This is a genomic window from Acinetobacter sp. CAU_H_29a_1, assembly GCF_058599505.1.
Window position 1 is genome coordinate 3,044,579 of sequence record NZ_CM178655.1, and the last position, 24,699, is coordinate 3,069,277.

Annotated in this window: 27 protein-coding genes; 9 read left to right on the forward strand and 18 right to left on the reverse strand. The window is 42.9% G+C overall.

The genetic code is table 11. The features are described 5' to 3' along the window. The first annotated feature begins 8 nt into the window (after positions 1 to 8). The 3 genes from AC4MDD_RS15285 (at position 9) to msrA (ending at position 2,257) form a co-directional block, all read left to right on the forward strand. Complete coding sequence (locus tag AC4MDD_RS15285) at positions 9 to 1,061, forward strand: Lnb N-terminal periplasmic domain-containing protein (protein ID WP_491881960.1); 1,053 nt, start codon at positions 9 to 11, stop codon at positions 1,059 to 1,061. Between the two features lie 95 nt (positions 1,062 to 1,156). Next, a complete protein-coding gene (locus AC4MDD_RS15290) occupies positions 1,157 to 1,615 on the forward strand; it encodes an META domain-containing protein (RefSeq protein WP_004692470.1) in 459 nt (152 codons plus the stop codon). A gap of 114 nt (positions 1,616 to 1,729) precedes the next feature. Then, positions 1,730 to 2,257, forward strand: coding sequence for a peptide-methionine (S)-S-oxide reductase MsrA (msrA, locus tag AC4MDD_RS15295; protein ID WP_010325870.1), 528 nt, complete (start codon positions 1,730 to 1,732; stop codon positions 2,255 to 2,257). 55 nt (positions 2,258 to 2,312) lie between these two features. On the opposite strand, the gene AC4MDD_RS15300 is transcribed toward msrA, so the two are convergent. From AC4MDD_RS15300 to AC4MDD_RS15320, 5 genes are all read right to left on the reverse strand, one after another. After that, a complete protein-coding gene (locus AC4MDD_RS15300) occupies positions 2,313 to 2,717 on the reverse strand; it encodes an ExbD/TolR family protein (protein ID WP_004692473.1) in 405 nt (134 codons plus the stop codon). After that, positions 2,717 to 3,340 carry a MotA/TolQ/ExbB proton channel family protein gene (locus AC4MDD_RS15305; protein WP_004692475.1) on the reverse strand — a complete coding sequence of 208 codons (624 nt, stop codon included), beginning with the start codon at positions 3,338 to 3,340 and terminating at the stop codon, positions 2,717 to 2,719. Before AC4MDD_RS15305 ends, AC4MDD_RS15300 begins: the two co-directional genes overlap by 1 nt. A gap of 19 nt (positions 3,341 to 3,359) precedes the next feature. Further along, the gene (locus AC4MDD_RS15310) at positions 3,360 to 4,127 is read right to left on the reverse strand and encodes an energy transducer TonB (protein ID WP_183173516.1); all 768 of its coding nucleotides are present in this window, start codon (positions 4,125 to 4,127) and stop codon (positions 3,360 to 3,362) included. Between the two features lie 215 nt (positions 4,128 to 4,342). Next, entirely contained in the window at positions 4,343 to 5,209 is an 867-nt protein-coding gene (gene purU, locus AC4MDD_RS15315) for a formyltetrahydrofolate deformylase (protein ID WP_004692478.1), read from the reverse strand. A gap of 71 nt (positions 5,210 to 5,280) precedes the next feature. Further along, on the reverse strand, positions 5,281 to 5,982 hold the full coding sequence (locus AC4MDD_RS15320; protein WP_005400842.1) for a TetR/AcrR family transcriptional regulator: 702 nt from the start codon (positions 5,980 to 5,982) through the stop codon (positions 5,281 to 5,283). 116 nt (positions 5,983 to 6,098) lie between these two features. On the opposite strand from AC4MDD_RS15320, the gene AC4MDD_RS15325 reads away from it, so the two are divergent. From AC4MDD_RS15325 to AC4MDD_RS15340, 4 genes are all read left to right on the forward strand, one after another. Beyond that, on the forward strand, positions 6,099 to 7,547 hold the full coding sequence (locus tag AC4MDD_RS15325) for a coniferyl aldehyde dehydrogenase (protein WP_087011355.1): 1,449 nt from the start codon (positions 6,099 to 6,101) through the stop codon (positions 7,545 to 7,547). Between the two features lie 159 nt (positions 7,548 to 7,706). Beyond that, the gene (rpmB, locus tag AC4MDD_RS15330) at positions 7,707 to 7,943 is read left to right on the forward strand and encodes a 50S ribosomal protein L28 (protein WP_000048256.1); all 237 of its coding nucleotides are present in this window, start codon (positions 7,707 to 7,709) and stop codon (positions 7,941 to 7,943) included. 12 nt (positions 7,944 to 7,955) lie between these two features. Then, on the forward strand, positions 7,956 to 8,111 hold the full coding sequence (rpmG, locus tag AC4MDD_RS15335) for a 50S ribosomal protein L33 (protein WP_003654787.1): 156 nt from the start codon (positions 7,956 to 7,958) through the stop codon (positions 8,109 to 8,111). A gap of 144 nt (positions 8,112 to 8,255) precedes the next feature. Then, complete coding sequence (locus AC4MDD_RS15340) at positions 8,256 to 9,971, forward strand: cation:proton antiporter (RefSeq protein WP_491881961.1); 1,716 nt, start codon at positions 8,256 to 8,258, stop codon at positions 9,969 to 9,971. A 57-nt stretch (positions 9,972 to 10,028) separates the two neighbouring features. On the opposite strand, the gene AC4MDD_RS15345 is transcribed toward AC4MDD_RS15340, so the two are convergent. From AC4MDD_RS15345 to AC4MDD_RS15370, 6 genes are all read right to left on the reverse strand, one after another. After that, positions 10,029 to 10,307 (reverse strand): hypothetical protein, encoded by a 279-nt coding sequence (locus AC4MDD_RS15345; protein ID WP_004692486.1) that lies wholly within the window; start codon positions 10,305 to 10,307, stop codon positions 10,029 to 10,031. Between the two features lie 105 nt (positions 10,308 to 10,412). Continuing rightward, on the reverse strand, positions 10,413 to 10,916 hold the full coding sequence (locus AC4MDD_RS15350; RefSeq protein WP_004692488.1) for a DUF6586 family protein: 504 nt from the start codon (positions 10,914 to 10,916) through the stop codon (positions 10,413 to 10,415). Positions 10,917 to 10,991: 75 nt separating this feature from the next. Further along, complete coding sequence (locus AC4MDD_RS15355; protein WP_228716697.1) at positions 10,992 to 11,354, reverse strand: ASCH domain-containing protein; 363 nt, start codon at positions 11,352 to 11,354, stop codon at positions 10,992 to 10,994. Positions 11,355 to 11,394: 40 nt separating this feature from the next. Then, entirely contained in the window at positions 11,395 to 11,655 is a 261-nt protein-coding gene (locus AC4MDD_RS15360) for an RNA recognition motif domain-containing protein (protein WP_029574937.1), read from the reverse strand. 98 nt (positions 11,656 to 11,753) lie between these two features. Beyond that, the gene (locus tag AC4MDD_RS15365) at positions 11,754 to 13,742 is read right to left on the reverse strand and encodes an ATP-dependent helicase (protein ID WP_491881962.1); all 1,989 of its coding nucleotides are present in this window, start codon (positions 13,740 to 13,742) and stop codon (positions 11,754 to 11,756) included. 161 nt (positions 13,743 to 13,903) lie between these two features. Then, complete coding sequence (locus tag AC4MDD_RS15370; RefSeq protein WP_491882628.1) at positions 13,904 to 15,049, reverse strand: glycerate kinase; 1,146 nt, start codon at positions 15,047 to 15,049, stop codon at positions 13,904 to 13,906. 231 nt (positions 15,050 to 15,280) lie between these two features. Between AC4MDD_RS15370 and AC4MDD_RS15375 the strand changes: the two genes are divergently transcribed. Further along, complete coding sequence (locus AC4MDD_RS15375) at positions 15,281 to 15,694, forward strand: carboxymuconolactone decarboxylase family protein (protein WP_228254567.1); 414 nt, start codon at positions 15,281 to 15,283, stop codon at positions 15,692 to 15,694. A gap of 85 nt (positions 15,695 to 15,779) precedes the next feature. Here the strand turns inward: AC4MDD_RS15375 and AC4MDD_RS15380 are convergent, their stop codons facing one another. The 7 genes from AC4MDD_RS15380 to AC4MDD_RS15410 form a co-directional block, all read right to left on the reverse strand. Next, positions 15,780 to 16,349, reverse strand: a complete 570-nt coding sequence (locus AC4MDD_RS15380; protein ID WP_004692502.1) for an HdeD family acid-resistance protein — start codon at positions 16,347 to 16,349, stop codon at positions 15,780 to 15,782. 119 nt (positions 16,350 to 16,468) lie between these two features. After that, positions 16,469 to 17,227 carry a hypothetical protein gene (locus AC4MDD_RS15385; RefSeq protein ID WP_058868882.1) on the reverse strand — a complete coding sequence of 253 codons (759 nt, stop codon included), beginning with the start codon at positions 17,225 to 17,227 and terminating at the stop codon, positions 16,469 to 16,471. A gap of 1 nt (position 17,228) precedes the next feature. Beyond that, on the reverse strand, positions 17,229 to 18,035 hold the full coding sequence (locus tag AC4MDD_RS15390) for an NYN domain-containing protein (RefSeq protein ID WP_078425231.1): 807 nt from the start codon (positions 18,033 to 18,035) through the stop codon (positions 17,229 to 17,231). Positions 18,036 to 18,131: 96 nt separating this feature from the next. Next, entirely contained in the window at positions 18,132 to 20,774 is a 2,643-nt protein-coding gene (gene topA / locus AC4MDD_RS15395) for a type I DNA topoisomerase (RefSeq protein WP_491881963.1), read from the reverse strand. Between the two features lie 36 nt (positions 20,775 to 20,810). Further along, a complete protein-coding gene (locus AC4MDD_RS15400; protein ID WP_004692510.1) occupies positions 20,811 to 21,260 on the reverse strand; it encodes an ammonium transporter in 450 nt (149 codons plus the stop codon). Positions 21,261 to 21,330: 70 nt separating this feature from the next. After that, a complete protein-coding gene (locus tag AC4MDD_RS15405; protein WP_436905474.1) occupies positions 21,331 to 22,320 on the reverse strand; it encodes a hypothetical protein in 990 nt (329 codons plus the stop codon). Positions 22,321 to 22,499: 179 nt separating this feature from the next. After that, entirely contained in the window at positions 22,500 to 22,745 is a 246-nt protein-coding gene (locus AC4MDD_RS15410) for a SlyX family protein (protein ID WP_125274781.1), read from the reverse strand. A gap of 35 nt (positions 22,746 to 22,780) precedes the next feature. Between AC4MDD_RS15410 and AC4MDD_RS15415 the strand changes: the two genes are divergently transcribed. Beyond that, complete coding sequence (locus AC4MDD_RS15415; RefSeq protein WP_183173506.1) at positions 22,781 to 24,676, forward strand: ATP-binding cassette domain-containing protein; 1,896 nt, start codon at positions 22,781 to 22,783, stop codon at positions 24,674 to 24,676. Positions 24,677 to 24,699 lie beyond the last annotated feature (23 nt).

Consider the following 24,699-nt stretch of genomic DNA (forward strand, 5'->3'; position numbering starts at 1 on the left):
AAAGCACGATGCACAACATGATCAAAATAGAATTTTGGCGGACACTGGGCTTTGGGTTACTCCACACCCTGTTTAGTATTTTTGTCTTGTTGAGTTCAATTTGGCTGTGTTTTGCATTGTGGATTCAAGAGCCTTTGGGCTGGTTGGTCAGCCGTATTTTTATTGGGATCTGGATTGCTTTTGCGCTCAGCATTTTAGGCATCTATATCACCCAAAGCTTTTTTGGTCGTCGCCTCGATATCGTTCTTTATCTCCTTGGCTTTTTACTGGCTTTGTCTTGGTATTTTAGTTTAGATGCTCGCCAAGACCGCGACTGGCAACCTGAAGTAGCAAAAATCTTGCATTATGAAAAACAAGGCGACCATGTCACCCTTCATAATGTCCGCAATTTCACATGGCACCCTGACGGCTCCTATACTGAACATTGGGATACCCGCTCTTTCAATCTGAATCAAATCACTGGGGTCAATATCATTACCTCATACTGGATGGGGCCGCAAATTGCACATACTTTGGTCAGTTTTGATTTTGCCAATACCGCACCGCTGACCTTTTCCATTGAAATTCGCAAAGAGAAAAATGAAGAATTTTCAGCGATTGGTGGTTTTTTTAGAAAATATGAGCTGAGTTTAGTGGCCTCAGATGAGCATGATATTGTGTATACCCGTAGCAATATTCGTCATGAACAAGTCTATTTCTTTCCTGTTCGCCTTGGACAGGCTGAAAGTAAAGCACTGTTTGTAGAGTATTTACATAAGGCAGACGAGCTCGCCAAACATCCTAAGTGGTATAACACCCTCACTAGTAATTGCACCACCTTGGTGTTTGATATGGTTCAAGCCGTTTCACATGACGCTTTACCAACCGACTATCGTATTTTAGCTTCAGGATATTTGCCGAACTATCTGTATGACTTAGGCGCGATTAGTCCGCAGTGGGATATGAAAACATGGTATCAAAAAGCTTATATCAACCCACGCGTAAGCAAAGAAACAGAGTTAACCAGTCGTGAGTATTCACAGCTTATCCGTCAGGGTTTAACCGTTGACCAAACACGCTAAGGTCTGCAACGAAAAGCTGCAAGTTAAAACTGGCAATCAACGACAAAATTTGCTTTGATAGTTCAGATGATACATCACAATAAGAGTCTGATCCCATGTTAAAAAAACTGATTGCAAGCAGTCTTTTAGCGAGTAGCTTAATCATGACTGGCTGCCAAACGACACCACCTCCATCTGATACCATTGAAATGGCCAACATTCAACAGCTCCAGCAGCGGACTTGGATATTGACGCAAATGGGCAATACCGAAATTAAAACAGCATCCAATGAACGTAATATTCCAAGCCTTCAGTTTTCAGCCGATAACCGCATCAGTGGTGCAGATGGCTGTAACCGCATTATGGGCAGTTATACCGTCGGACGCGATACGCTCACCTTAAGCCAGCTCGCAACCACCCGAATGGCCTGTATCAATAACAGTGCTGTTCCGCAACAGTTCCAAGAAGCGCTGGCAAAAGTGACGCATTACCAAGTGTTTGGTAAAACTCTGAAACTACTCGATCGACATGGCAACTTGCTGCTACAGTTTGGCTCTGCCATTCAACCACGTTAAATTGTTTCTATAAAAAGCCTGTAATCACAGGCTTTTTTAATCTGTAACAGACAACATTGTACTGAACCAATCAGCCCTTATATAAACAGATATAAACACAATTAGGATTTTAAAATGCAACAAGCACTCTTTGGTGGTGGATGTTTTTGGTGTGTAGAAGCGGTTTATTTAGAGCTTCAGGGCATACATAAAGTGACCAGTGGTTATGCAGGTGGAGATACCGACAACCCAACGTATGAAGATATTTGTCGTGGCGATACCAACCACGCCGAAGTCATTTTAATTGATTTTGATGAAACTCAAATCAGCTATGCTCAGCTGCTCGATGTGTTTTTTGCCACTCATGATCCTACGACACTCAACCGTCAAGGCAATGATGTCGGAACACAGTATCGTTCAGTCATTTACTATTTTAATGATGCACAACGTGCTGACGCAGAGCAAGCGATTAACGACTTAAAGGCAGAAGGTCTCGATATTGTGACCGAACTCAGTCCTGTACCAACGTTCTATTCGGCTGAAGACTATCACCAGAACTTTTACGCTCGTAACCCATCTCAAGGCTATTGCAACTTTGCCATTCCGCCAAAACTGATGAAGCTGCGCTCTAAGTTTCAAGCTTTATTGAAAGACAGCAAATAATTCAAGAATTCAAAATAAAAAAGCGACTTCAAGAGTCGCTTTTTTTAACATCAACTTAGTTATCGCTGACGAAAGCAATATCTGCCAGTCCAGCTTCACTAGCACGAGACATCACTTGTGCGACCATATCGTAACGAGATTCTTTATCTGCACGAAGTTGAACCGTTGGCTTGGTTTCCAACTCACCCGCTTCATTAAAACGCGTTTGTAGTTCTTCCAAGCTAATCACTTGATTATCCCAAGCCACTTCGCCTTTTGCATTAATGCTCACCGTAATGGCTTTGGGTGGAGGATCTACAATATCAGCCGTCGTTTTTGGTAAAGTTAATGGAATTGATGGGTTGGCAACGGTCGCTGTCACCAAGAAGATGATCATCAAAACCAGCATAATATCGATCAGCGGAATGAGGTTCATCTCATTCATGCCAGCATCGTTATCGTCACCCAATTGAAAAGCCATTAAGCTTGACCTCCAACTAAACCTTGTTGAGTCGCTTTACTTTCTACTGCCGCAGGTGCTGAGTCTTGTTGCAACATGGTATCAATGAGCAAGCCGTGTGCTTGGTCTTGAAGCTCATGTGCCAAAGTACGGTTTACACGCGCACAGATGTTATACGCTAACACCGCAGGAATCGCGACAGCCAAACCTAAACCCGTCATGATCAGTGCTTCACCTACAGGAGTTGCAACTTGCGCTAAGCCCGCTTGACCACTTTTGCCAACAGCAACAAGGGCATGGAAAATCCCCCATACTGTACCGAACAAACCAACGAACGGTGCAAGCGATGCAATCGTACCTAGAACTGAAACACCTTTCTCAGCATTCGCTTTTTCAGCAGAAATTTGACGAAGGAGTGCTTGTTCTGCAACGGCTTTACGTTGTTCAAAGTTCAATACAGCAAACTTTGATTTTAACTTAGCTAAAGCTTGCGAAAGTTGAGCATAAGCTTGTTGTTTCAATTGACGTGTACCCATGATACGTAAAACAAAGATGGTCCACGTTGCAATCGACATTGCCAACAAGATGAAATACAGTGTTTTACTGACTGCATCAGCATGTTGCCAATAAACTGAAAAGTTCATACTCGAACTCCTGATAAAGTTAGCGTTTTGTATTCAATTCTAAATCAAATGGTTGCTCAGCCCGAATTGGATAAGCCACACCATTTTCTTTATAAGGTTTAAATTTAGCGCCTTTGACAGCTCTTAAAATCTTTTCATCTAAAGCAGGCACACCACTTGAGCGCGTAATACGGGCATTCACAATCGACCCTTTTTCATTCGCCTCAATCAGCACCACGACTCGACGGTTTTCACCTTGTAAATCTTGATTACTATAAACTGGTTTTGGAGAGCGGCTCCATTGCACACCTGAACCACCAATCGACACCGACTTCGGTGAAGTATCAGCTGGTGCAGCCTGAGTAACAGGTTTCGCTTGCTCTGGTTGCACGACAGGTTTTTCGACTTTTTTCTCTGTAATCGTCGTGGTGACTGTCGGTTTTACTGGAGTTTCGGTTGGTTTAACAACCGGTTTAACCACTTCTGCTTTTTTAACTTGTTGAACCTTTTCTACCTTTTTCGGTGGGGTCGGTTGTGGTTTTTCCACAATCTTCACTTCCTTCGGCTTAGTCGGTTCCTTTTTCGGTTCTTCCTTCGGCTTAGGCGGTAGCGGTTTTGGTGGTTCTTGAATTTTAACGAAGCGAACCTTCAATGGTTCTTTTTCAATCGGTTTGAGTTCAGGAGCTTTCATGTGGTTCACTGCCCACAATACGCCCATATGGCCCACGACAACCGCGATCAAAGCAACAAGAACTTTCTTTTTCATCGGGTTGGGAGTCTGCATAGGAGAAATAACTGTTGAACTCATTAAAATCGGTGACCTAATTTAAGCGGAGTGGCCACTGGGTTGGTTTCCACTATAATGCTTATCGGTTAGTACAATAAAGTAGCGCAATGATAAATGAGAAGTGTTTTCATTTGCAACTATTAATTTGTCACTTTTTATGGTTTTTTCTAATCATACCCAAACAAAAAAGGCATACTTAATGTATGCCTTTTTCAATCTTGCTTGCAACCAATTTTTTATTGGAAAACGACTGTTTTGTTACCATCAACAATAATACGGTCTTCTAAGTGCCACTTCACTGCACGTGCCAAGACATTACGTTCAACATCCTGACCCAATTCACGTAATTGATCAACCGTAAAGTCATGGTTCACACGCTCTACATCCTGCTCAATGATCGGACCTTGATCCAGATCCGCAGTGACATAGTGCGCAGTTGCACCAATGAGTTTTACACCTTTTTCATGCGCTTGCTTATATGGGTTTGCACCAACAAAAGCCGGTAGGAATGAATGGTGAATGTTGATCACTTTCATTTCCCACTTTTCGACAAATGCTTCATCTAGAATTTGCATATAACGCGCAAGTACCAATAAATCATTGCCCTGCATTAATTCATCAATTTCAGCATAAGCTTCGCGTTTGTTGTCCTTCGTTACAGGGACAACCTCAAACGGAATACCAAAGTTCTCAACCGCTTCACGTAAAGTTTCGTGGTTAGAAATCACTTTGGTAATTTCGCATGGCAAACCACCACGCGCATGACGCCATAACAGCTCAAGTAAGGCATGGTCTACTTTAGACACCAAAATCCCGACTTTTTTCACGTCGCTGACTAGCGCCAAACGCCATTGCATTTCATAACGCTCTGCTACATTTGCAGCAAAAGTTTGAGTAATGCTTTCTTTACGAGACTGTAAATTGTCCAGTTCAAATTCAACACGCATGAAGTAACGTCCGCCCTGAGCTTCAGTCGCGTATTGATCAAGCGCAGTAATATTTGCGCCTTGATGATACAAAAAGCTCGATACAGCTTGCACGATCCCTGGCTTATCTTCACAAGTAATCAGTAAACGTGCTGTGTTAGCAGTTGTCATATTCATGTCAGTTTAAATCAGTAAAATGAAAATCAAGCCGAGTATTCTAGCGCTTTTTACTCAGCTGTCAAAACACCTTATGGCTTATCATCCGATTTAAATGATGCCAAGCTCGAAAACAGTTCAGACGGCCCCATCGTATCCAACAAGCGCTCATACGTCTCACGACTTTCACCACGCAAATAAGCCCCTTCTAAGAACACCATTTGACGGAGTGCCTGCCAGACCCACTTTTCTTCTAATGTATTGGAGTCAGTGATATGACCCGACATATAAAGGAAGTTGGTCCAGTTGGTCAGTACAATCCATAAATTAATAATCAGGGCTTCAATTTCTGACGACGTCATTTGCATCAAGCCTGCATCAACAAAGGCCTGATAGATCTTTTGCCCTTGCTGCATCACTTGCCCTGCAAAACGCGGATACATCTTGCGGAAGTCTTCATTGTTTTCAACCAAATGATAGACATCACGGTGTAAAAAGCGATAAGCCCATAACTGGCTGCTCAGCACCTGAAAATAACGAATTTTATCATTGGCATCTAACAGACGGTCATCCGGCAAAGCCAGCATCTGTAGCGTTTCGCCTTGATACTGTTCCATGAGCTCTTTGATAATTTCACTTTTATTGCGAAAGTGATAATACAAATTGCCCGGACTCATATTCAATTCAGCGGCAATATGATTGGTCGTAACAGAACGTTCTCCACGCTCGTTAAAAAGCTGCAAACTGAGTTGCAAAATACGTTCTTTGGTTTTCAACGTTTTAGTTTGAGACATCCTAAAATAACCATTCATTCAGTGCATTAGAAGACTAACACATAAAGTAACTTGACTAATTAGAGTAATTACTCTAAAAATTAAACATAAATTGAAATTTGAAATGGTAGTGCGGCATGAACAGTCAAACAAAAACAACTTCATTGACACCACATTCTTATGATATTCAGCACCTACATGATGTGCTTGAACAGCAAAAGCACGCTTATTTACGTTATCCATTGCCAACAGCAAAAGAGCGTATTGACCGTTTGGCACGACTTAAGCGTATCTTAGTTAAGTATCAAGATCAATTTGCAGAGGCAATTAATCAAGACTATGGCAACCGTTCCACCAGTGAAACCAAAATTGGGGAATTGCTCACCTGCCTTGAACACATCAAATATTATAGCAAGCATTTAACCACGTGGATGAAACCATCGAAACGTCACGTTTCAATCATTCATCAGCCGGCTAAAGCATGGGTGCAATATCAACCTTTAGGTGTGATCGGCATTATTACCCCATGGAACTATCCTTTATTACTCTCGATTGGACCCTTAATTTGTGCTTTGGCAGCGGGTAACCATGCCATGATCAAAATTTCCAGTTCATCAGGCAACTTTGGTCGCATCCTTGAAAAAGCGCTCTCTGAAGCCTTTCCTCAAGAACTGGTTTCAGTGACCAATGGCGGTGGTGCGATCTCGGATGCCTTTTGTCGTTTGGCTTTTGACAAACTGATTTTCACAGGTTCAACCAATGTCGGTAAAACCGTCATGGCTGCTGCGGCAGAGAACCTCGTTCCCTTGATCCTCGAACTTGGTGGAAAATCACCAGTATTAGTACATCCTTCTATTCATTTACGGGATGTTGCACAGCGTATTGCTGCAGGTAAACTGTGGAATGCAGGTCAAACCTGTGTTGCACCTGACTATATGTTCTTGCCTAAAGGTAAAACTGCCGAGTTCATTGAGCACTTCCGCGAGTGTGTGGAAGAGATGTATCCCGACATTCTGCATAATCCAGACTACACCTCGATTATTAATGACCGCCAATACAACCGCCTACAAGGTTATCTTGAAAATGCGCGCGAGCATGGAGCACAGGTGGTTGAGGTCAACCCTGCCCATGAAACCTTCTCCGATACACGCAAAGTGCCCCCTACACTATTAACAGGGGTCACGCCTGACATGCGTATTATGCAAGAGGAAATCTTTGGGCCACTGCTGCCGATCATGGAATATGATCAAATAGACGATGTTATCGAGTTTATTAATAGCCGTCCGCGTCCACTTGCATTATACTACTTCGACTTTGATCAGGCGCGTGCAGATTATGTTGCACAGCGTACTCATTCAGGGCATTTCGGACAAAACACGGTTTTGACCCATGTCGCACAAGACGATTTACCATTTGGTGGCGTTGGTGCATCAGGTATGGGGAAATATCATGGTCCAGAAGGTTTCTTCAGTTTGTCGCATGAACGGTCAGTGATGTCGAATCCCAAGTTATATAGCTTGAAATTCATTCTCCCACCGTTTAACAAACCAATTCACAAGTTGATTTCAAAGACCCTTCTTCGCTAAATGATCAAGGCATGACCTATCGCACGGGTTCATGCCTAGTTTTAATGAAAATCGCTTGTCTTTTAAGCGCATTTTTGGTATAAAACGCCCCTTGAATGATTTCATCCGTTTACTTAATAACTAGCGCACAATCGGTGCTGTCTAGCAATGGAGTTCACCATGTCTAAGGTTTGCCAAGTTACCGGCAAGCGTCCAGTCGTTGGCAACAACGTCTCGCACGCCAATAACAAAACCAAACGCCGGTTCGAGCCGAACCTGCATCACCACCGTTTCTGGTTAGAAAGCGAAAAACGTTTCGTACGTCTTCGTCTAACTACAAAAGGTATGCGTATTATCGACAAATTGGGCATCGAGAAGGTTGTTGCTGACCTACGTGCTCAAGGTCAAAAGATCTAAGGAGTCTGAACCATGCGTGATAAAATTCGCCTAGTTTCTACTGCTGGTACAGGTTATTTCTATACCACAACTAAGAACAAACGTACTATGCCGGAAAAAATGGAAATCAAAAAATTTGATCCAAAAATCCGTCAACACGTAATCTTCAAAGAAGCTAAAATTAAATAATTTTAGTTTTTTGGAAAAAACGACCTGCTTTAGGTCGTTTTTTTTTGCTTTTTTTTCGTTCGACTTGTTAAACTTTTAATCTCTTTTGGCACCTTTTGTGCTTTGCTTCTTTTTCACCCTTAACTTTTGCTTAAGGAGTTTTTAGTGCCTCATGACGTAGATCTCATTATATTACTTGCTGTCGGTTTTGGGCTTGCGCTCATTTTCGGCTATCTTGCCGTACGCTTACGCCTTCCCCCACTCATTGGTTATCTGATTGCGGGTATCATTATTAGTCCCAATACTCCCGGGATTGTCGCGGACATTCATCTGGCGAACCAATTGGCTGAACTTGGGGTCATGTTCCTCATGTTTGGTGTGGGCATGCATTTTTCCCTCAATGACTTATTACAAGTTCGACGCATTGCACTGCCTGGTGCTATTTTACAAATTGCTGTCGCGACCCTGCTCGGAATAGGCGTCAGTATGATCTGGGGATGGAGTTTTGGCTCTGCCTTGGTCTTCGGCTTAAGCCTGTCTTGTGCCAGTACAGTGGTATTACTCAAAGCACTGGGAGACCGTGGTCTACTCAAGTCGGTCAACGGTAAAATTGCCGTAGGTTGGCTCTTGGTTGAAGATCTGGTCATGGTCTTGGTGCTGGTACTCCTACCCGCAACAGCAGCTCTACTCGGTGGAGAAGCCCTTGCAGGCAGTGCTGATGACAACATTTGGCTTACCTTAGGCATCACCTTACTTAAAGTAGTAGGCTTCATCGCTTTTATGCTGATCATCGGGAAACGTCTTGTTCCAATGATCATGCAATTTGTCGCTCGCCTTGGTTCACGTGAACTGTTTACTCTAACCGTGGTGGCTGCTGCGGTCTCAATCGCCTTTGGGGCGTACAAAATTTTCGGTGTTTCCATGGCACTGGGCGCTTTCTTTGCCGGGATGGTCGTTAAAGAGTCTGACTTTAGCCACCGTGCCGAAGAAGAAACCCTCCCTCTACGTGAAATTTTTGCCATTTTGTTTTTTGTTGCAGTGGGCATGTTATTTGACCCGCGCATCTTAGTGGAACAACCTGTGCATGTGCTTGCAGTCGTTGCAATTATTATGGTCGGCAAAACCATTGCCGCTATGGCACTGGTGCTCTTTTTCCGTTACCCCATCAATACTGCCCTCACCGTCGGTGCGTCACTGGCACAGATTGGTGAGTTTTCCTTCATCTTAGCGACACTCGGGGTTTCACTTAAACTCTTGTCCTTAGAAGGGCAAAACCTAATTTTGGCGGGGGCACTCATCTCCATCACCTTAAACAGTTTTGTGTTCTCGGCAATTGAGCCTGTACAACGTTGGATTCGTGAGCGCTCGCATCTAGCACGCTTACTGGAGCGTAGTGGTGACCCACTGGCAATGCTGCCTGATGAAGTCTCACAAGACTATTTACGTGACCAAGTGGTAATTGTTGGGCATGGTGAAGTGGGCCGTCGCATTACCAAACAATTGATGGCCGAAGACATTAAAGTGGTGATTGCGGAAGAAAACCGTGAAATTGTAGAAAACCTGCGTGAAAAAGGCATTGCGGCTGTTTCTGGGATGGCGACAGACCCTGGGGTACTGATTCAAGCCCATATTCAACATGCACGCCTGTTGGTACTTTCCCCGATGGATATTTTAGATATTCATAAAATCGTGGATATTGCCAAAACCCTCAATCCTGAGATTCAGGTCTTAGTATGTGCGGAAAGCAAAGAAGAAGCCGAAGTGATTCGCCGCGATCAAATTGGTGAAGTTTATTTTGCAAAAGAGGAAATGGCGAAAAATATGAGCAATCATATTTTAAATCAAATTCAGATTGCACATCATCAAGCACCCACCCACTAACCAACCAACACTGGATACAAAAAAACGCACTGTTCAGTGCGTTTTTTCATATTCGGCTTAGCTGAAGAACTGTGGCTTTTCGTCCACCACTTCAGCTTGCCATTCGCCTACTTGTTTTTCAAGTAAGCCGTATAAAGCCGCTTGTACCATCTGCTGAGCAACGACAGTTGTCTGGTCACCCAATAATGCTTTGAGCTCTTCATTAAACTGGATCGTGACTAAAGGCGCACTCTCCGAACCTGCGTTACGTAGTGCGAGCTCACCACCTTCAAGTTGCACCAATTCTAAAATGGCTTCTTGATTTCCAAATAATTCTTTCAATTGTTCTATAGACATATTTCCTCCATGTTCAACATGGTGGCAAAGGCAGTTGCACTTTGCTTCGCTTAGACTTATTGATATAAGGACAAATTTTCAAACTTCAAGCGCTGGTCATCGCTTTTAGAATTCAACCATCTCATTCCGAAAGCCATCGATCAACGCCGTTAAGTCTCGATGCCACTCGCGTAAAATTTTGGTATCGGGTAACCATGCCTGAGGAGTTTGAGTCACTTTGATGATCAGATTGGATGAAGTTTCTGACTCAGGTTCAGGTGTACTCGGCTCTGGCGCATACTGACACAAGCGATAAGCACGTTTTAACTCGGCAATGAAACCTTCTTTCGAAAGTTGTTGCATTACAGTCACTTCAGGCGAGACTTGGCCCTTAGCTGCCATATGCTCTTCTATGGACTTCAACGTTGGGTTTAAGTCATTTAAGCGGTAGTAACGGACCAACTCTTGTAGAAACGCAAGCACCGCGCCATGCAAGTGAAACACAGCAGCCTCACGGTAAGCCTGAGCTTGTTGCACATGATCAATTTGTTCTGCTTGTTGACATGAAAGTCGAGCAAAGTAGAGTTTTTGGTTAGTGCGATCAGCATGGTAACGGGCAACACGAGTCATGAAGGGTGTTCCTAAGTTTTGGCGTTTATAACAATTCTAAGAGTAATCTTTCTATACAGCAGTGCATAATAAAAATTATGCATGATCTATTTCAATAAAATAAATCTTTCTTTTTGCTATGACAGGCATCGAAATATGTATGGGACGTACATTTGTGAGTACCCAAGCCCAATATCCCTCTTCCCAATACGATGCCATCGCCGAATCAAGCTCATCTTCTCTCCATGAGTGAATCGACTCAACATCAACCATAGCAACAGCATACCCCAACTCTTCATCGTCCTCGTGGGTTAAATAGTGCTTATTTTCCACGATAATCAAATCTTTGAGTGGCCATTGCTCTGGTCGCCAAGAACGGATCTCTAAGGTTTTATTTCCTTGAGAGATTTGTCGTCCCATCGGTGCAACAATCGATAAAGCTGGATAGATTTTTTTCATTTTATCCCATAAAAAAGGAGCATCCATTGCTCCTTTTTACTTATGCTTCTGGCTTCTCAGGCTTATCTTCCGCCTGTTTGACGCGAATACCAGTGCCATGCAAACGTAGTGTATTAAGTCCTTTAATGGCTTTAATCGCTTCACGTGCATGTGGCATTTCAACAAATGCAAAACCTTTCGATTTACCTGTTGCGGCATCAAGGATTAAATTACATGATGCAACTGTGCCGTATTGCTTAAATAATTCAAGCAGTTCAGCTTCAGTCACTGTACGCTCTAAATTACGAACTAAAATTTTCATCTTACAACCTTCAAAAATAGGCAAAATCATCAAAAAGCAATCGCCTACGCTACTTTCTGAACATTGCACAACAAATACCACAATGTAATCTGTTTAGTTTAATCGAGATTAATACCAAAATCTAAATTAATCGATTGGCGCTCAATTAAAGCACTCTTTACCGTTTGCTGACGAGGCTTATGATGGGTTTCCATGCTACACAAATTTCGTGTCAGATCATTCAAAAAATAACTTTCGACTTTGCGCCCTTGCTCATCAATCACGTCTCGCGCCCACAGACTTAAATTTTGCTTGGTTAAAATCAGCTCATTCTGAGCACGGGTCAGTGCCACATATAAGACCCGACGCTCTTCTTCGACATCATTAAAATCACCTTGAGCACGTGCATGTGGATATTGCCCCGGAGTGACATTGACCACATAACAGACCTTTTGCTCTGTACCTTTGGCCGAGTGAATGGTAATCAGAGTGACGACATCGCTATCGGACTGGCGTTCGATTTCAGAAATCGACACAGGATCAAGCACATATTCCTCTAGAAACTCACTCAATTGGGTATGTTTAGAAGCCAATTGTTTAACCAGTTCGAAGTCACCTTGGCGTCGGTTCCAGTCTTTTTTATAATTTTCAGCCAATTGTGCTTCAATCGCTTGAATACCCAAACCGACGCAAGCCTGTACTTCCTGTTTCAGTACCGTCATTTGCTTCATGATCAGCACAGTTTCAGCAGGAATCCGTCCAAATTTTTCTAATTTATCAAAAATCAAATCAAACTCAGGCTCCAGTAAAAGTTGCTGAGCAAGGCGGCTTGCACCGACATCTCCCACCCCATTCCACAAGGTAAGAAAACGCATCCATGCAATATCATCTAGAGGATTGGCAATCACGCGCAGCAAGCTCAGTAAATCTTTCACATGCGCGGTTTCAAGCAGTTTCATGCCCCCAATAAATCGATAGGGGACATTGGCTGCAATACATGCTGCCTCAATATGCCGTGCTGCAAAGCTGGAACGCACCAAAACCATATGATCCGACCATTTACTACCTTGCAAGTAATGGCGCTCTTTAATGTCGATCGCAATCCATTTTGCTTCATCAAACTCATTTGGGAAAATGTGCATGCAAGGCTTCACGCCCTCACCCCGATGAGCATCTAGGCGTTTGTTATATTGAATCTCAGATTGATCGAGCAGCCAATTGGAAAGGTCTAAAATTTCTTGGGTTGAACGATAGTTTTGCTCCAATTTAAACACCTGAGCATTCGGCACACGGTCTTTGAAATGGTGAATATTTTCAAAATCTGCCCCACGGAAACCATAAATCGACTGTGCATCATCACCGACACAGAACAGGCTTACTTTGTCTTTGAGAGGTTCAAGCAAGGCCCACTGCAAAGGGTTGGTGTCCTGCATTTCATCGACCAGCATGTGTTTGCAGAGCGATGCCACATAGTCGGCTAAACCGTCTGACTGGTCGAGTGCTGAGGCCACGATCGCAAGAATATCGTCATAATCTAAAAAACTACGGGCACGCTTGCGTGTCTCGTACTCTTTCATGATTTCCGCAATTTGATCTTTAAAAGCCAAATGCTCAGGATGCTGTTTTTCTAAGGCATCACTCAACTTTTGACGCGTATTTCGTGCAAAAGAATACAGATCACACAGTTCTTGCGGTTTAGGCAATTGATTGGGATTTTTCTTGTCATCTTTCCCACGAATCAGGCGGAACATCATCAGCTGATCATCACGATCAATAATTGAAAACTGCTCTAAACCAAAGGCCTTCGGTACACGGCGCAGCAGATACATACAAAAAGTATGAAAAGTTGATGCACGCAGCCCTTTGGCTTGCTCACCTAAAGCCAACTCCACTCGCGCCACAATTTCACTGGCTGAACGACGAGTAAAGGTTAAAATTTGAATTTGGTTGGCAGGAATCCCTTGATCAATCAAGTATGCAGCACGTGCCACAATGGTTTTCGTCTTGCCACAGCCAGCCCCTGCGAGCACCAGACTGTGTTGCGACTCAGTCGTGGCAGCTTGTTTTTGTTGCGGGTTTAATTCATCAATTAGGCTGGCTAAACTCATAATCACTCATCAATTCGTGGATGCTGCTAGTCTAACAAATCTATGACGTCAATATGAGGCTCCAGCAATGATTATCCATTTCTGTCTGAAATGCACCTTCAGATCTATGACCCAGACCTTATGCTCGAACCGCTTACTGCCTCAAAAATTTAAAATTAAGCTTACTCAGTATGCTTTAAAAGCAAAAGTCGAGTGATGTCCTCACAACTATTTTGCAAATTCTGCTCTGCGTTTTTCAATGCTATTGCTAAATCACAGTTGGGTTCATTGATCGAAACAATTTGACTAAACCCTTCATCAAATAATGCCTCAACATCCTCTCCGACACGTCCAGCAAAGGCAATCACTGATTTATTCAACTGCTTGGCTAACTGAGCCACCGCCCACGGCGTTTTGCCAAACTTGGTTTGGAAGTCGATACTACCTTCACCAGTAAAGATATAATCGGCTTGCTTTATTTTCTCCGCCAGTTGAGTTTGCTCAATCACCCACGTCGCGCCAGACTGAAGCATAGCGCCTGTAAAGGCCATTAGACCAAAACCTAGCCCTCCTGCGGCGCCTGCCCCCGCAATATTACGTACCTGTAGATTAAGCTGTGTTTCCACCACATCTGCAAAATGACTCAAATTTTGATCCAACTGCTCAACCATCTCTGCGCTCGCCCCTTTTTGCGAGCCAAACACATGCGATGCACCCTGTGCTCCACACAGCGGATTAGTCACATCGGAGGCAATCAAAACTTGAACCCTTTGCAAGCGTGGGTCTAAAGCTTGCATATCGATCTGTTCAATATCTTGTAAATGGCCACCACCAACGGGCACTTCCCGCCCTTGTGCATCTAAAAAGCGTACTCCAAGCGCCTGTGCCATGCCACTGCCTGCATCATTGGTGACACTGCCTCCAAGAGCCAAAATAATTTTGGACACGCCTAGATCCAATGCATGGCAAATCATTTCGCCTGTCCCCAAAGTCGTAGTCAGGAGTGGATTGCGTTGCGTAGGTTCAAGCAGATGAATACCATTGGCTTTGGCCATTTCAATAACAGCCGTTTGCCCACTATCAAATAGGCCCCAATACGTTTTAACTTGTTGTGATGGCAATGGCCCCGTTACTTCACATTCGACTTTTTGGCCTGCTAAAGATGTTAATAAAGCATCGACTGTGCCTTCGCCGCCATCGGCCATCGGCACATGTATACATACAGCATCAGGGATTATGTTTTGAATTCCACGCTGCATCGCCGCACAGGCCTGTTCTGCTGTCATACTTTCTTTAAATGAATCGGGCGCTAAAATAAAAGTTGTCATCATCCATAATTTTTTTAGAAAATTTAATTTATTAATAACACGATTTATAAATTTCCCGCCCGCATTTTTCTCTTTTCATTGTCCTTGACACAGTTCGTTATCATTGAAGTTGAGTACATCTCGATAAAGTTAAAATAGCCTCAATGATTTTTAGGGGGGATTACCATTCAACGCTCTTAAAAAAATAGGTGATGTATGCAACGTATCAATTTGGGAAAAGCTGCACTTTAACTGTATAAAACAGTATTAGAACTCGAAAACTTATCCATGCAAAAAGTCCAACAAGCAGGTCTTGAGATTGGGTTTTCACACTTGTTGAAACTGAGAGCCTCACAGATTAACCAATGTGCATTCTGCGTGCGTATGCATACGCAAGATGCCATGAAAGCAGGTGAATCAATGGAACGGATTGCCCTCATCAGTGCATGGCAAGAAAGTGGATATTTTTCCGAAAAAGAACGCGACGCACTGATTTTAATTGAAGAAATCACACTCATTGCTCAGCAGCATTTCCCCGATTCGGCGTATCAAGAAGCAGCAAGAATCTTATCCGATGCAGAAATTGCCGCTATTGAATGGATCGCGATTGTGATTAACACGTGGAATCGTATTGCGATTTCAAGTCAATATGCCGTCAATCCGTAAACCTGCCATTCAGCTTTGCACATGATATAAAGCACACGAAAAAAGGGAGCCTGCATGGGACTCCCTTTTATTTTTTAAGAATGCTTTATTCAGATTGGCTTGCTGGTGGAATCTGCTTAATGGCTGCCGCTAGAGTCAGATAATTAATCCCTTGGAATAAAATATCAAAAGCAAGAAATAAGCCCAGCACCCAAAATGGAGCATCTGGTGTGGTTAAAATCATAATGCCTGCCAGCAGAGTTAAAACACCAGAAAAAAGTGTCCAGCCCCAACCTTGGAATGCTCGAAATAATATTGCATTAAAGATACGAATGACCCCAGCAATAATCAGAAAAACCGCTAAAACACTGGTCAAAACAATGGCTGTTTTCACAGGGGTGCTAAATGCGTAATAGCCTGCGACCAAATACAACACACCAAACAATGCCCATAGCCAACGGAAGCCACCCTCAAAAATCTTAAAGGCTGCGATGAAGTGTAGAACACCACCTATCATCATCAGCACGCCAAAGATAAACACCACAGATAAGGTGGCAAAAGGCAAAGCGGCCAAAAGAACGAAACCAAACAACACCAATAAAATCCCTAAACCCAAATACCATTTACGATTTTCATGGAGTTGATGGCGAACTAAATCATTACCGACTGTTTTCATCTTCTTCTCAAGTTTGATTTTCGTTCACTTAGTTTTAACATGTTTTGCAGCGAACTTGTAGGCTTGAGTTTATCCACACAATCAATCCATGCTGTGGATAAACACAGCATTATCCACAGTTACTTTTTCCACCCAATTTCAATCGCAGTGATCTCATTCACCAATGTTTCATCAATCGATTCAGGCATTTTACTCTGTGTTTGTGAGGTCGGAATGTGCCCGGCCATTAATTCAGCTTTGGCTTGAGGGAACAGCGGTTGTTGATTTGGATAAGCATAACCCGCAGGATACATCGGCTGTCCTGTGGCTAAGTCGTATTTATCACTGGCACCAAAGGCATGTAAAAGCTCATGTGCAAGCACGACTTTGTTTTGCTCGGTTTGCTTGTTAGATGCAAATAAATTCACCGAACCGATACGACCTTTTTGCAAAGCTGTCGAGTGTTTCAGCTCTTTGGTCAGTGCTGGGTCATAATAGTTCAAATACAAAGTAACAGTTGGTGCACCATCTGAACCCTGATGGTTTTTCCATGCATAATAACGGAACTTTAAACTCCACAAGACCGTATCCAATAAACTTGCCTGTTCAGGCACTTTCGGTGGTAGCTGTTTGAGTTCACGCCCAAGTTGGAAGTAAATTGCAATCGGTTGACCGCGATATGTCGCAGACATCTGCTCTAAATAACCTTGTACCCCTTTTAAGTTCGCAGGCGTCAATTGCTGTATATATTGCTGAGTTGTACCTTGTCCATCTGCATTAACTGGATGGAGTAATACAATAATGGGCTTACTCCAATCTTGGTTCTGATCCCGATAAGCATTCAAAGCAACCACCAATAAAATCAGCAGCAAGATTAAAATACGAAGTTTTTTCCACATATTAAGAGGCACTCTGCTTTTTCATTTTTCTTAAATACATTTGACTCATATCAATTTTAGTTTCGAATAAATTAAGTGTTTTAATTAATCCTGACAATTTAGCGCGACCATAATTTCGTGAATCAAAATCAGGTTTTACCGCACTAATATATTGCCCTACCATGCTCAAATTAGCCCAGCCATTTTCATCAGCATTATCTTTAACGGCTTTATAAACCAAATTTAAAGTTGCTCGATCAATCATTTCAGGAGCAAGACCTTCTTTTGATTGACTACTCATCTTTTGATCTATAACTTTCAATGTTTCCGCTATCTTCTTATTATCAGAATCCACAATATCTTCTTCTTCATTATTCTTAAGATCACTATCTGAAATTAAATTTTCTATATAAATGAATTTATCACAAGCTTTCTTAAAAGCCTCTGGAGTTTTCTTTTTCCCAAATCCATAAACACTTAAGCCATTTTCACGGATACGAGATGCTAAAGGGGTAAAATCACTATCGCTAGAAACGATACAAAAACCATCCAAGGCCCCAGCATAAAGTAAGTCCATCGCATCAATAATTAAAATCATATCTGTAGCATCTTTACCTTTTGTATAGGCAAACTGCTGAACTGGCGTGATTGCATGAGGTAAGAGAACCTCACGCCAATTTTTCAAAGTGTCGCTACTCCAATCACCATAAACACGCTTCACACTGGCAATACCATATTTAGCTACTTCTTCAAGTACTGATGGAATTGCACTAATAGATGAATTATCAGCATCAATTAGCACTGCAAATTTTTTTGTTTGTATTTCCACATACACCCCAAATATTATGATTATTTAAAAATTATTTTGACATAAAAAATGCCCACCAAAGTGAGCATTTCTTGATTATTTCTAAGCAATTAAAACTTAAGCTTCAACCCACTTTCCATCATTGAACACCAATGACCATTTGGTTTGCTTACCTTCAGGCGTTTCAGAACCAATATATTGCGCTTGATTCTTACGGCTAAATTTCACCAAAGTTGGATTCCCTTCAGGGTCAACATCAGGTGCTTGCAAAATAAACTGATACTTCGGATCAAGCTGATCGGCAACACTACGAAGCTCCGAAACTTTTGGTGCACGTGTTTCACGTACTTTCGGGAACTTACTTGCCGCCAAGAATAAACCAGCCGCCCCATCACGTAATACAAAAAAGTCATCATGCTTAGTTGAACGTAAGTGTTCCATCTTAATCGGGTCTACACGCGGAGGTGCAGGTTGGCCACTTTTTAAGACTTTCCGTGTGTTATCGCAGCTTGAGCAAGCAAAATAAGGACCAAAACGACCCGTCTTCAGCTGCATTTCCCCATCACACTTATCACATGGAATGGTTGGGCCATCATAACCTTTGATTTTGAACTCACCTTCTTCAAGTTCAAAACCAGCACAGTCTGGGTTATTACCACAGACATGTAGCTTACGACCACCATCGATCACATAACTGTCCATCGCAGTTTCACAGATTGGACAGCGTTTTTTCGACATCAAATCTGCTGTTTCTGCTGCGTCATCATCAGAAAGTGCGGCAAGTGATTCAACAGGCGTTAAGTTCAACGTGCCTTTACAACGCTCTTTCGGTGGCAAGTTATAACCTGAACATCCTAAGAATACACCTGTAGTTCCTGTACGAATCTGCATTGGACGGTCACATTCTTTACAGTGAACGGCTTCGACTTCAACAGGCTGGTTACGGCGCATACCGCTCTCACCTTGTGCATTGGTCAAACGGTTTTTGAAATCACCATAGAAACTGTCAAGCAACTCTTTCCAATTACGCTCACCATCTGCCACTTTATCCAGCTGACCTTCTAAGTCCGCAGTAAAGTCATAATTCATGAGGTTATTGAAACTTTCATCCAAACGATCTGTAACAATCTCACCCATTTTTTCTGCATACAGACGGCGGTTCTCGAGTTTGACATAACCACGATCTTGAATGGTCGAGATAATCGCCGCATAGGTCGATGGACGGCCAATCCCTTTCTTCTCAAGCTCTTTCACCAGTGACGCTTCGGTAAAGCGTGCAGGTGGCTTGGTAAAGTGTTGCGATGGATCTAATTTTTCAAGCGTCAGGATTTCACCGACTTTCACCGCAGGCAATAACACATCATCGTCTGACTTGTTTTGACCACGGACTTTAGTGAAACCGTCAAAGACTAAGATGCGACCTTTGGCTTTAAGTTCAACACCGTTGGCATCCACTAAAATAGTCGATGACAAGTATTCTGCTGGTGTCATTTGACACGCGACGAATTGACGCCAAATCAAATCATACAAACGTTGTGCATCACGTTCCACACCCACCAAGCTGTCGCCTTTTAACGCCACATTTGATGGACGAATCGCTTCGTGGGCTTCTTGTGCACCCGCTTTGTTACCATAGCGGTTCGGCTTAGCAGGCAGATACTTCGTACCAAACTCGGTCTCAATATGATGACGCACCATATTCACCGCATCGTCACTCAAAAAGGTCGAGTCGGTACGCATATAGGTAATAAAACCCGCTTCATACAAACGCTGCGCCAACATCATGGTTTTCTTCACAGAGAAACCCAAACGTGTACTGGCTGCTTGTTGTAAAGTCGAGGTGATATACGGCGCGCTCGGATTCACCTTGGTTGGTTTATCTTCACGTGCTGAAACTTTGTAATCTGCGTCTTTAATGAGCTTCAGTAAAGCATCGGTATCGGCTTTATTGCGTAGCTTTAAAGCTTTACCTGCTTGTTTGACGGCTTCTAAACGAATCTCATCGGTCTGTGACTTGGTGTCTGCAAAAACTTGCCAGTATTCTTCGGGAATAAACGCACGAATTTCACGCTCACGCTCAACCACCAGTTTAACTGCGACAGACTGAACACGACCTGCCGATAAACCACGGGCAATTTTTTCCCAAAGTAAGGGCGAAATCATAAAGCCGACAACACGGTCTAAAAAGCGGCGTGCTTGTTGTGCATTAACTTTATCGATATCAAGGCGTGCTGGATGCTTAAATGCATCTTGAATGGCATTTTTGGTGATTTCGTTGAACACCACACGTTGATAACGTGAGTCATCGCCACCAATTACTTCTTTTAAATGCCAAGCAATCGCTTCCCCTTCACGGTCCAAGTCCGTTGCGAGATAGACCTCGTCAACTTGCGAAGCAAGCTTTTTCAGTTCAGCAACCACATGCTCTTTGCCAGGAAGCACTTCATAATGTGCTTTCCAGTCATGCTCAGGATCAACCCCCATACGATTGACCAGTGCATTTTGTGCTTTTTCAGCTTTCTGAGCATCGGTCAGTTTGGTTCGTGTTGCTGGCTTCTTTTCTGCAGTCTTACTGGAACCACCTGTAGGTAAATCACGCACGTGACCTACAGACGACTTCACAATGTAATTCGAGCCTAAATATTTATTGATTGTTTTCGCTTTTGCAGGCGACTCCACAATCACTAAAGCACGCTTTTTCCCAGCCTCAGGAGAATCTGCTGTAGTACTTTTGGATGTGGACCGAGGAGCTTTCGCCATATTAACCGTTAATCCTGTTTCAATGGGTCTGTAAAATTAAAGTTCAGCCAAAGACTGTAAATATGCTTTCATGGCATCTAACTGGGTTGCTCTTAAGTCAGAATGCTCATCCCAATAGAGTCCCACGCAGTTTGCTTGCATATCAATAGCATAAATACCCTTTAATTCAATGGGTAAATGTTTAAACTTGTCATCACCTGTAATGAGCTCAAGCTGTTGATCAACAACGCGTGCGCGCATTAAAGGTAGGCGTGCTTCTGGAATCAGGACACTGTAGTACGCCACCATGCTGGCACGGTTTTCCGAAGCCATTGGTATTTTCGTCCAGTCAGGTGCTGCGACTAAACGCGGGTGTAAACCCATCTTGCGCGCTTTATCACGCATTTCACCTAAAGCTTTCTCTCTTGGACTTACACGAAGTCCAAAAATCGAGCCGAGGATGAATAAGATGATAAATCCGACAACCCAAATTCCAGTATTTTCCATAGCACAACCTTTTTATTCCTTTATTAGAGTTGCATAAGCACAATATAAAACGCAAGTTTGAACGATAAAATTAATTTAAGAACATTTCATGACTATATAGAACTTCATGTCCATTCCAGTAAATATAGCCTTTATCGAGTAACTCTTTCAGTAACATACGCACATCTGACTTCGGAAACATTTGCTCAAGCAAATCACGGAGCGCATAGATATCTTTGGGTTTATTGGTTTTTAACTCGCGCAGTTTTCGTGCGACCTCAAGCTGTACAGGGTCAATCTGTGCAAAGTTTTTAAACAACTCTTGTTGCGCGGACTGCGTATCTACAGTTGGTTCAAGCTTATCCACGACACTGTCTTTTTGCAGTTGCTGTAGCGCTTGTTGCATGCTTTGCGGCTGTGTAATTGGGTCTTGTTCATCTAAATTCAGTGCCAACCACTGCTTCAACACTTTTTTACGAAAGCGAATCTGCTCATCATAGCGTTTGATGATTTTGAGATTAATCAACATCCCCACCACCCGCTGCGTCTTTTCAGGCACGAGTTGCAAAATATTACTTATTGAATTTTTTAGACCGTCCAATGTGTTCGGCTTACCTGACATTTTCCCCAAAGCATCACAATATTTTTTGACCATTTTTAAATAAGGCTGATTTTTGATGCTGTCTAAACTGGGAAGATGACGTTGACTTGGTAACGCTTCAGACTGAATGAGGATCAAATTGCTCTGAATATGCGAAGATTGCATTAAGTCCAAGAGTATTTCTGCTGTATTAACCGCAGAGATAATTTCAACCTGCGTCTCTGGCTCAAGCAAAGCCATTAACTGCCCCACCACCACGGCATATTCGAACTCTTTTTGCTCGGCTTTGGGCGTGTCTAAAATCACCACTTGACCACTACTGATCCAAGCAGCCAATTCCGTTAAATCTTGTAATGCATACTCAAATTGACCTTGGCAATGAAACAAATACAAAGTCGGATAATGCTCCACAATCTCGCGCAACAATTTAGCCGTTGGAACATTATTTTCAAGGTCAAGAAGAACAACTTTTTGAGTCATAGGACAGTTTTTATGGGATGCACCAGAAAGCGGGTATTAGAGTAGGAACTGCATCAAAGGTCAAATGATTTCGTCAGTCAAATTGGGCTTTGAGTTGGGTAAAACAAAAAAAGAGACACGACTCAGCAATATCCACAACCCACATCACAGCTTTTTTTAGCCGCAGACAGCAAATGAACTTAATAATGTGGTGGACGATCAGCCATCGGGTCAAATGTCGCAATCCCATCGGACAAATCTGAAGATTCAACACGTTGATACAAAATTTTCATTTGTTTTTTTAAATCAGCAATTTCCAGTCCTTGAATCACCAATTGTTCATTGAGTTGTTCAACTAAATCATCTAAAAATGCAATTCGGACTTGCAAATCTTCAATGGGTGCGGACAATGGCGCTTGATTATCAATATTTTGTTGTTTAGACACTTCAAGTCCTCATTTGAGATTTTTCAGGAAACATTATGGCCTATATTACTTTAAGGGATGTCCAACTTGCGTTTGGTGGACCTGCCTTGCTCGACGGCGCGAACTTTTCATTGGAGCGCGGTGAACGAGTGTGTTTAATTGGTCGTAATGGTGAAGGTAAGTCTACTTTACTTAAACTGATCGAGGGAAGCCTATTACCCGATTCTGGTGAAGTTTCTCTACAAAATGGCATCACCATTTCGATGTTGGCGCAAGACGTGCCGATGGACTCGGGCAAAGTGGCGGATATCGTGGCAGACGGCGCAGGTGAAGCCGCAGATGTGCTCAGAGCCTATCATGAAGCTAGTGATGCTTGTGTACTTGGAGACATGGAAGCGTGTGACCGCATGGGTAACTTGCAACACAAACTAGATCAGTTAGATGGCTGGGCTTTAGAAACCAAAGTCAATTCTATTTTAAGTAAAATGGGCCTAGACCCAGATGCCGATTTGGCCGACTTATCGGGTGGTCGTAAGCGTCGTGTGCTGCTTGCTCGTGCGCTTCTTACCCAACCCGATGTGCTATTACTAGACGAACCAACCAACCATTTGGACGTTGAAAGTATTGAATGGCTCGAGAAGTTTTTACTTGATCAAAATAATTTAACTTTACTCTTCATCTCGCATGACCGTTCATTTGTAGACAGTATTGCAACTCGTATTGTAGAGCTTGACCGTGGCACTTTGCGCAGTTACGAGGGTAACTACTCACGCTACCTCGAACTAAAAGCACAGCAAATGGAAGCTGAGGAAAAGCAGAATGCACTGTTTGACAAACGTTTAGCTGAAGAAGAAGTGTGGATTCGCCAAGGGATTAAAGCGCGTCGTACCCGTAACGAAGGTCGTGTACGTGCCTTAAAAGAATTACGTGAACAGTCGAAAGCGCGCCGTTCGCAGCAAGGCAAAGTCAGCATGGCAACACAAGACGCTAGCCGTTCAGGTAAAGTAGTCTTTGAAATTGAAAACTTAAGTGTTCGCTTTGGTCATGATGCACCTATCATCAAAGACTTCTCTGCATTGGTGCTCCGTGGTGACCGTATTGGTCTTGTTGGTGACAACGGTGTCGGTAAAACTACCCTCATTAAAGCCATTTTAGGCGAACAAGAACATACGGGTACAGTGAAAACAGGTACGCAATTGGAAGTGGCTTACTTCGACCAATTACGTAATGCTCTCGACCTTGAAAAATCTGTCAAAGATAACGTGTCAGAAGGTTCTGACCATGTCGATGTGAATGGCAACCGTCGTCACATTTACAGCTATTTGCAAGATTTCTTGTTTTCACCAGAACGTGCGCGTACACCAGTCAAAGCTCTTTCAGGCGGTGAGCGTAACCGTATTCTTTTAGCCAAGTTACTACTTAAGCCATCGAACTTAATCGTGATGGACGAACCCACCAATGACTTGGATATGGTGACACTAGAGCTGCTAGAAGAAATGTTGTCCGACTACAAAGGCACCTTACTGCTTATTTCGCATGACCGTGCCTTTATGGATAACGTGGTCACCTCAACTTGGGTGTTCGATGGTAAAGGCAATATCGATGAATACATCGGTGGTTACCAAGATTACTTACAACAGCGACCAGACCAAACTGCGGTTGATCAAAAAAGTGCTGTAAAAAAAGCAGCGGCGAAAGCTGAAGCGAATGCAGCACCTGCTAAAAAAGTCAAACTCAGCTATAAAGATCAACGTGCGCTTGAACAACTGCCTGCCGAAATGGAAGCACTGGAGAAAGAGCAAGCTGAAATCAATGCATTACTCGCAGATGGTTCATTATTTATCTCAGATGCCGACAAAGCCATGACGTTGTCAAATCGTTTAACTGAAATTGATGAGCTATTGCTGGAAAAACTGGAACGTTGGGAAGAACTGGAAAATTTAACCAAATAATTTTTCGTAAGCTCCATAAAAAA

What these genes read in the sequence shown, in the direction of transcription:
- AC4MDD_RS15285 (WP_491881960.1), top strand. Translation starts at nt 9, where the DNA reads ATGCACAACATGATCAAAATAGAATTTTGGCGGACACTGGGCTTTGGG.
- AC4MDD_RS15290 (WP_004692470.1), top strand. Translation starts at nt 1,157, where the DNA reads ATGTTAAAAAAACTGATTGCAAGCAGTCTTTTAGCGAGTAGCTTAATC.
- msrA (WP_010325870.1), top strand. Translation starts at nt 1,730, where the DNA reads ATGCAACAAGCACTCTTTGGTGGTGGATGTTTTTGGTGTGTAGAAGCG.
- AC4MDD_RS15300 (WP_004692473.1), bottom strand. Translation starts at nt 2,717, where the DNA reads ATGGCTTTTCAATTGGGTGACGATAACGATGCTGGCATGAATGAGATG.
- AC4MDD_RS15305 (WP_004692475.1), bottom strand. Translation starts at nt 3,340, where the DNA reads ATGAACTTTTCAGTTTATTGGCAACATGCTGATGCAGTCAGTAAAACA.
- AC4MDD_RS15310 (WP_183173516.1), bottom strand. Translation starts at nt 4,127, where the DNA reads ATGAGTTCAACAGTTATTTCTCCTATGCAGACTCCCAACCCGATGAAA.
- purU (WP_004692478.1), bottom strand. Translation starts at nt 5,209, where the DNA reads ATGAATATGACAACTGCTAACACAGCACGTTTACTGATTACTTGTGAA.
- AC4MDD_RS15320 (WP_005400842.1), bottom strand. Translation starts at nt 5,982, where the DNA reads ATGTCTCAAACTAAAACGTTGAAAACCAAAGAACGTATTTTGCAACTC.
- AC4MDD_RS15325 (WP_087011355.1), top strand. Translation starts at nt 6,099, where the DNA reads ATGAACAGTCAAACAAAAACAACTTCATTGACACCACATTCTTATGAT.
- rpmB (WP_000048256.1), top strand. Translation starts at nt 7,707, where the DNA reads ATGTCTAAGGTTTGCCAAGTTACCGGCAAGCGTCCAGTCGTTGGCAAC.
- rpmG (WP_003654787.1), top strand. Translation starts at nt 7,956, where the DNA reads ATGCGTGATAAAATTCGCCTAGTTTCTACTGCTGGTACAGGTTATTTC.
- AC4MDD_RS15345 (WP_004692486.1), bottom strand. Translation starts at nt 10,307, where the DNA reads ATGTCTATAGAACAATTGAAAGAATTATTTGGAAATCAAGAAGCCATT.
- AC4MDD_RS15350 (WP_004692488.1), bottom strand. Translation starts at nt 10,916, where the DNA reads ATGACTCGTGTTGCCCGTTACCATGCTGATCGCACTAACCAAAAACTC.
- AC4MDD_RS15355 (WP_228716697.1), bottom strand. Translation starts at nt 11,354, where the DNA reads ATGAAAAAAATCTATCCAGCTTTATCGATTGTTGCACCGATGGGACGA.
- AC4MDD_RS15360 (WP_029574937.1), bottom strand. Translation starts at nt 11,655, where the DNA reads ATGAAAATTTTAGTTCGTAATTTAGAGCGTACAGTGACTGAAGCTGAA.
- AC4MDD_RS15365 (WP_491881962.1), bottom strand. Translation starts at nt 13,742, where the DNA reads ATGAGTTTAGCCAGCCTAATTGATGAATTAAACCCGCAACAAAAACAA.
- AC4MDD_RS15370 (WP_491882628.1), bottom strand. Translation starts at nt 15,049, where the DNA reads ATGACAACTTTTATTTTAGCGCCCGATTCATTTAAAGAAAGTATGACA.
- AC4MDD_RS15380 (WP_004692502.1), bottom strand. Translation starts at nt 16,349, where the DNA reads ATGAAAACAGTCGGTAATGATTTAGTTCGCCATCAACTCCATGAAAAT.
- AC4MDD_RS15385 (WP_058868882.1), bottom strand. Translation starts at nt 17,227, where the DNA reads ATGTGGAAAAAACTTCGTATTTTAATCTTGCTGCTGATTTTATTGGTG.
- topA (WP_491881963.1), bottom strand. Translation starts at nt 20,774, where the DNA reads ATGGCGAAAGCTCCTCGGTCCACATCCAAAAGTACTACAGCAGATTCT.
- AC4MDD_RS15400 (WP_004692510.1), bottom strand. Translation starts at nt 21,260, where the DNA reads ATGGAAAATACTGGAATTTGGGTTGTCGGATTTATCATCTTATTCATC.
- AC4MDD_RS15405 (WP_436905474.1), bottom strand. Translation starts at nt 22,320, where the DNA reads ATGACTCAAAAAGTTGTTCTTCTTGACCTTGAAAATAATGTTCCAACG.
- AC4MDD_RS15415 (WP_183173506.1), top strand. Translation starts at nt 22,781, where the DNA reads ATGGCCTATATTACTTTAAGGGATGTCCAACTTGCGTTTGGTGGACCT.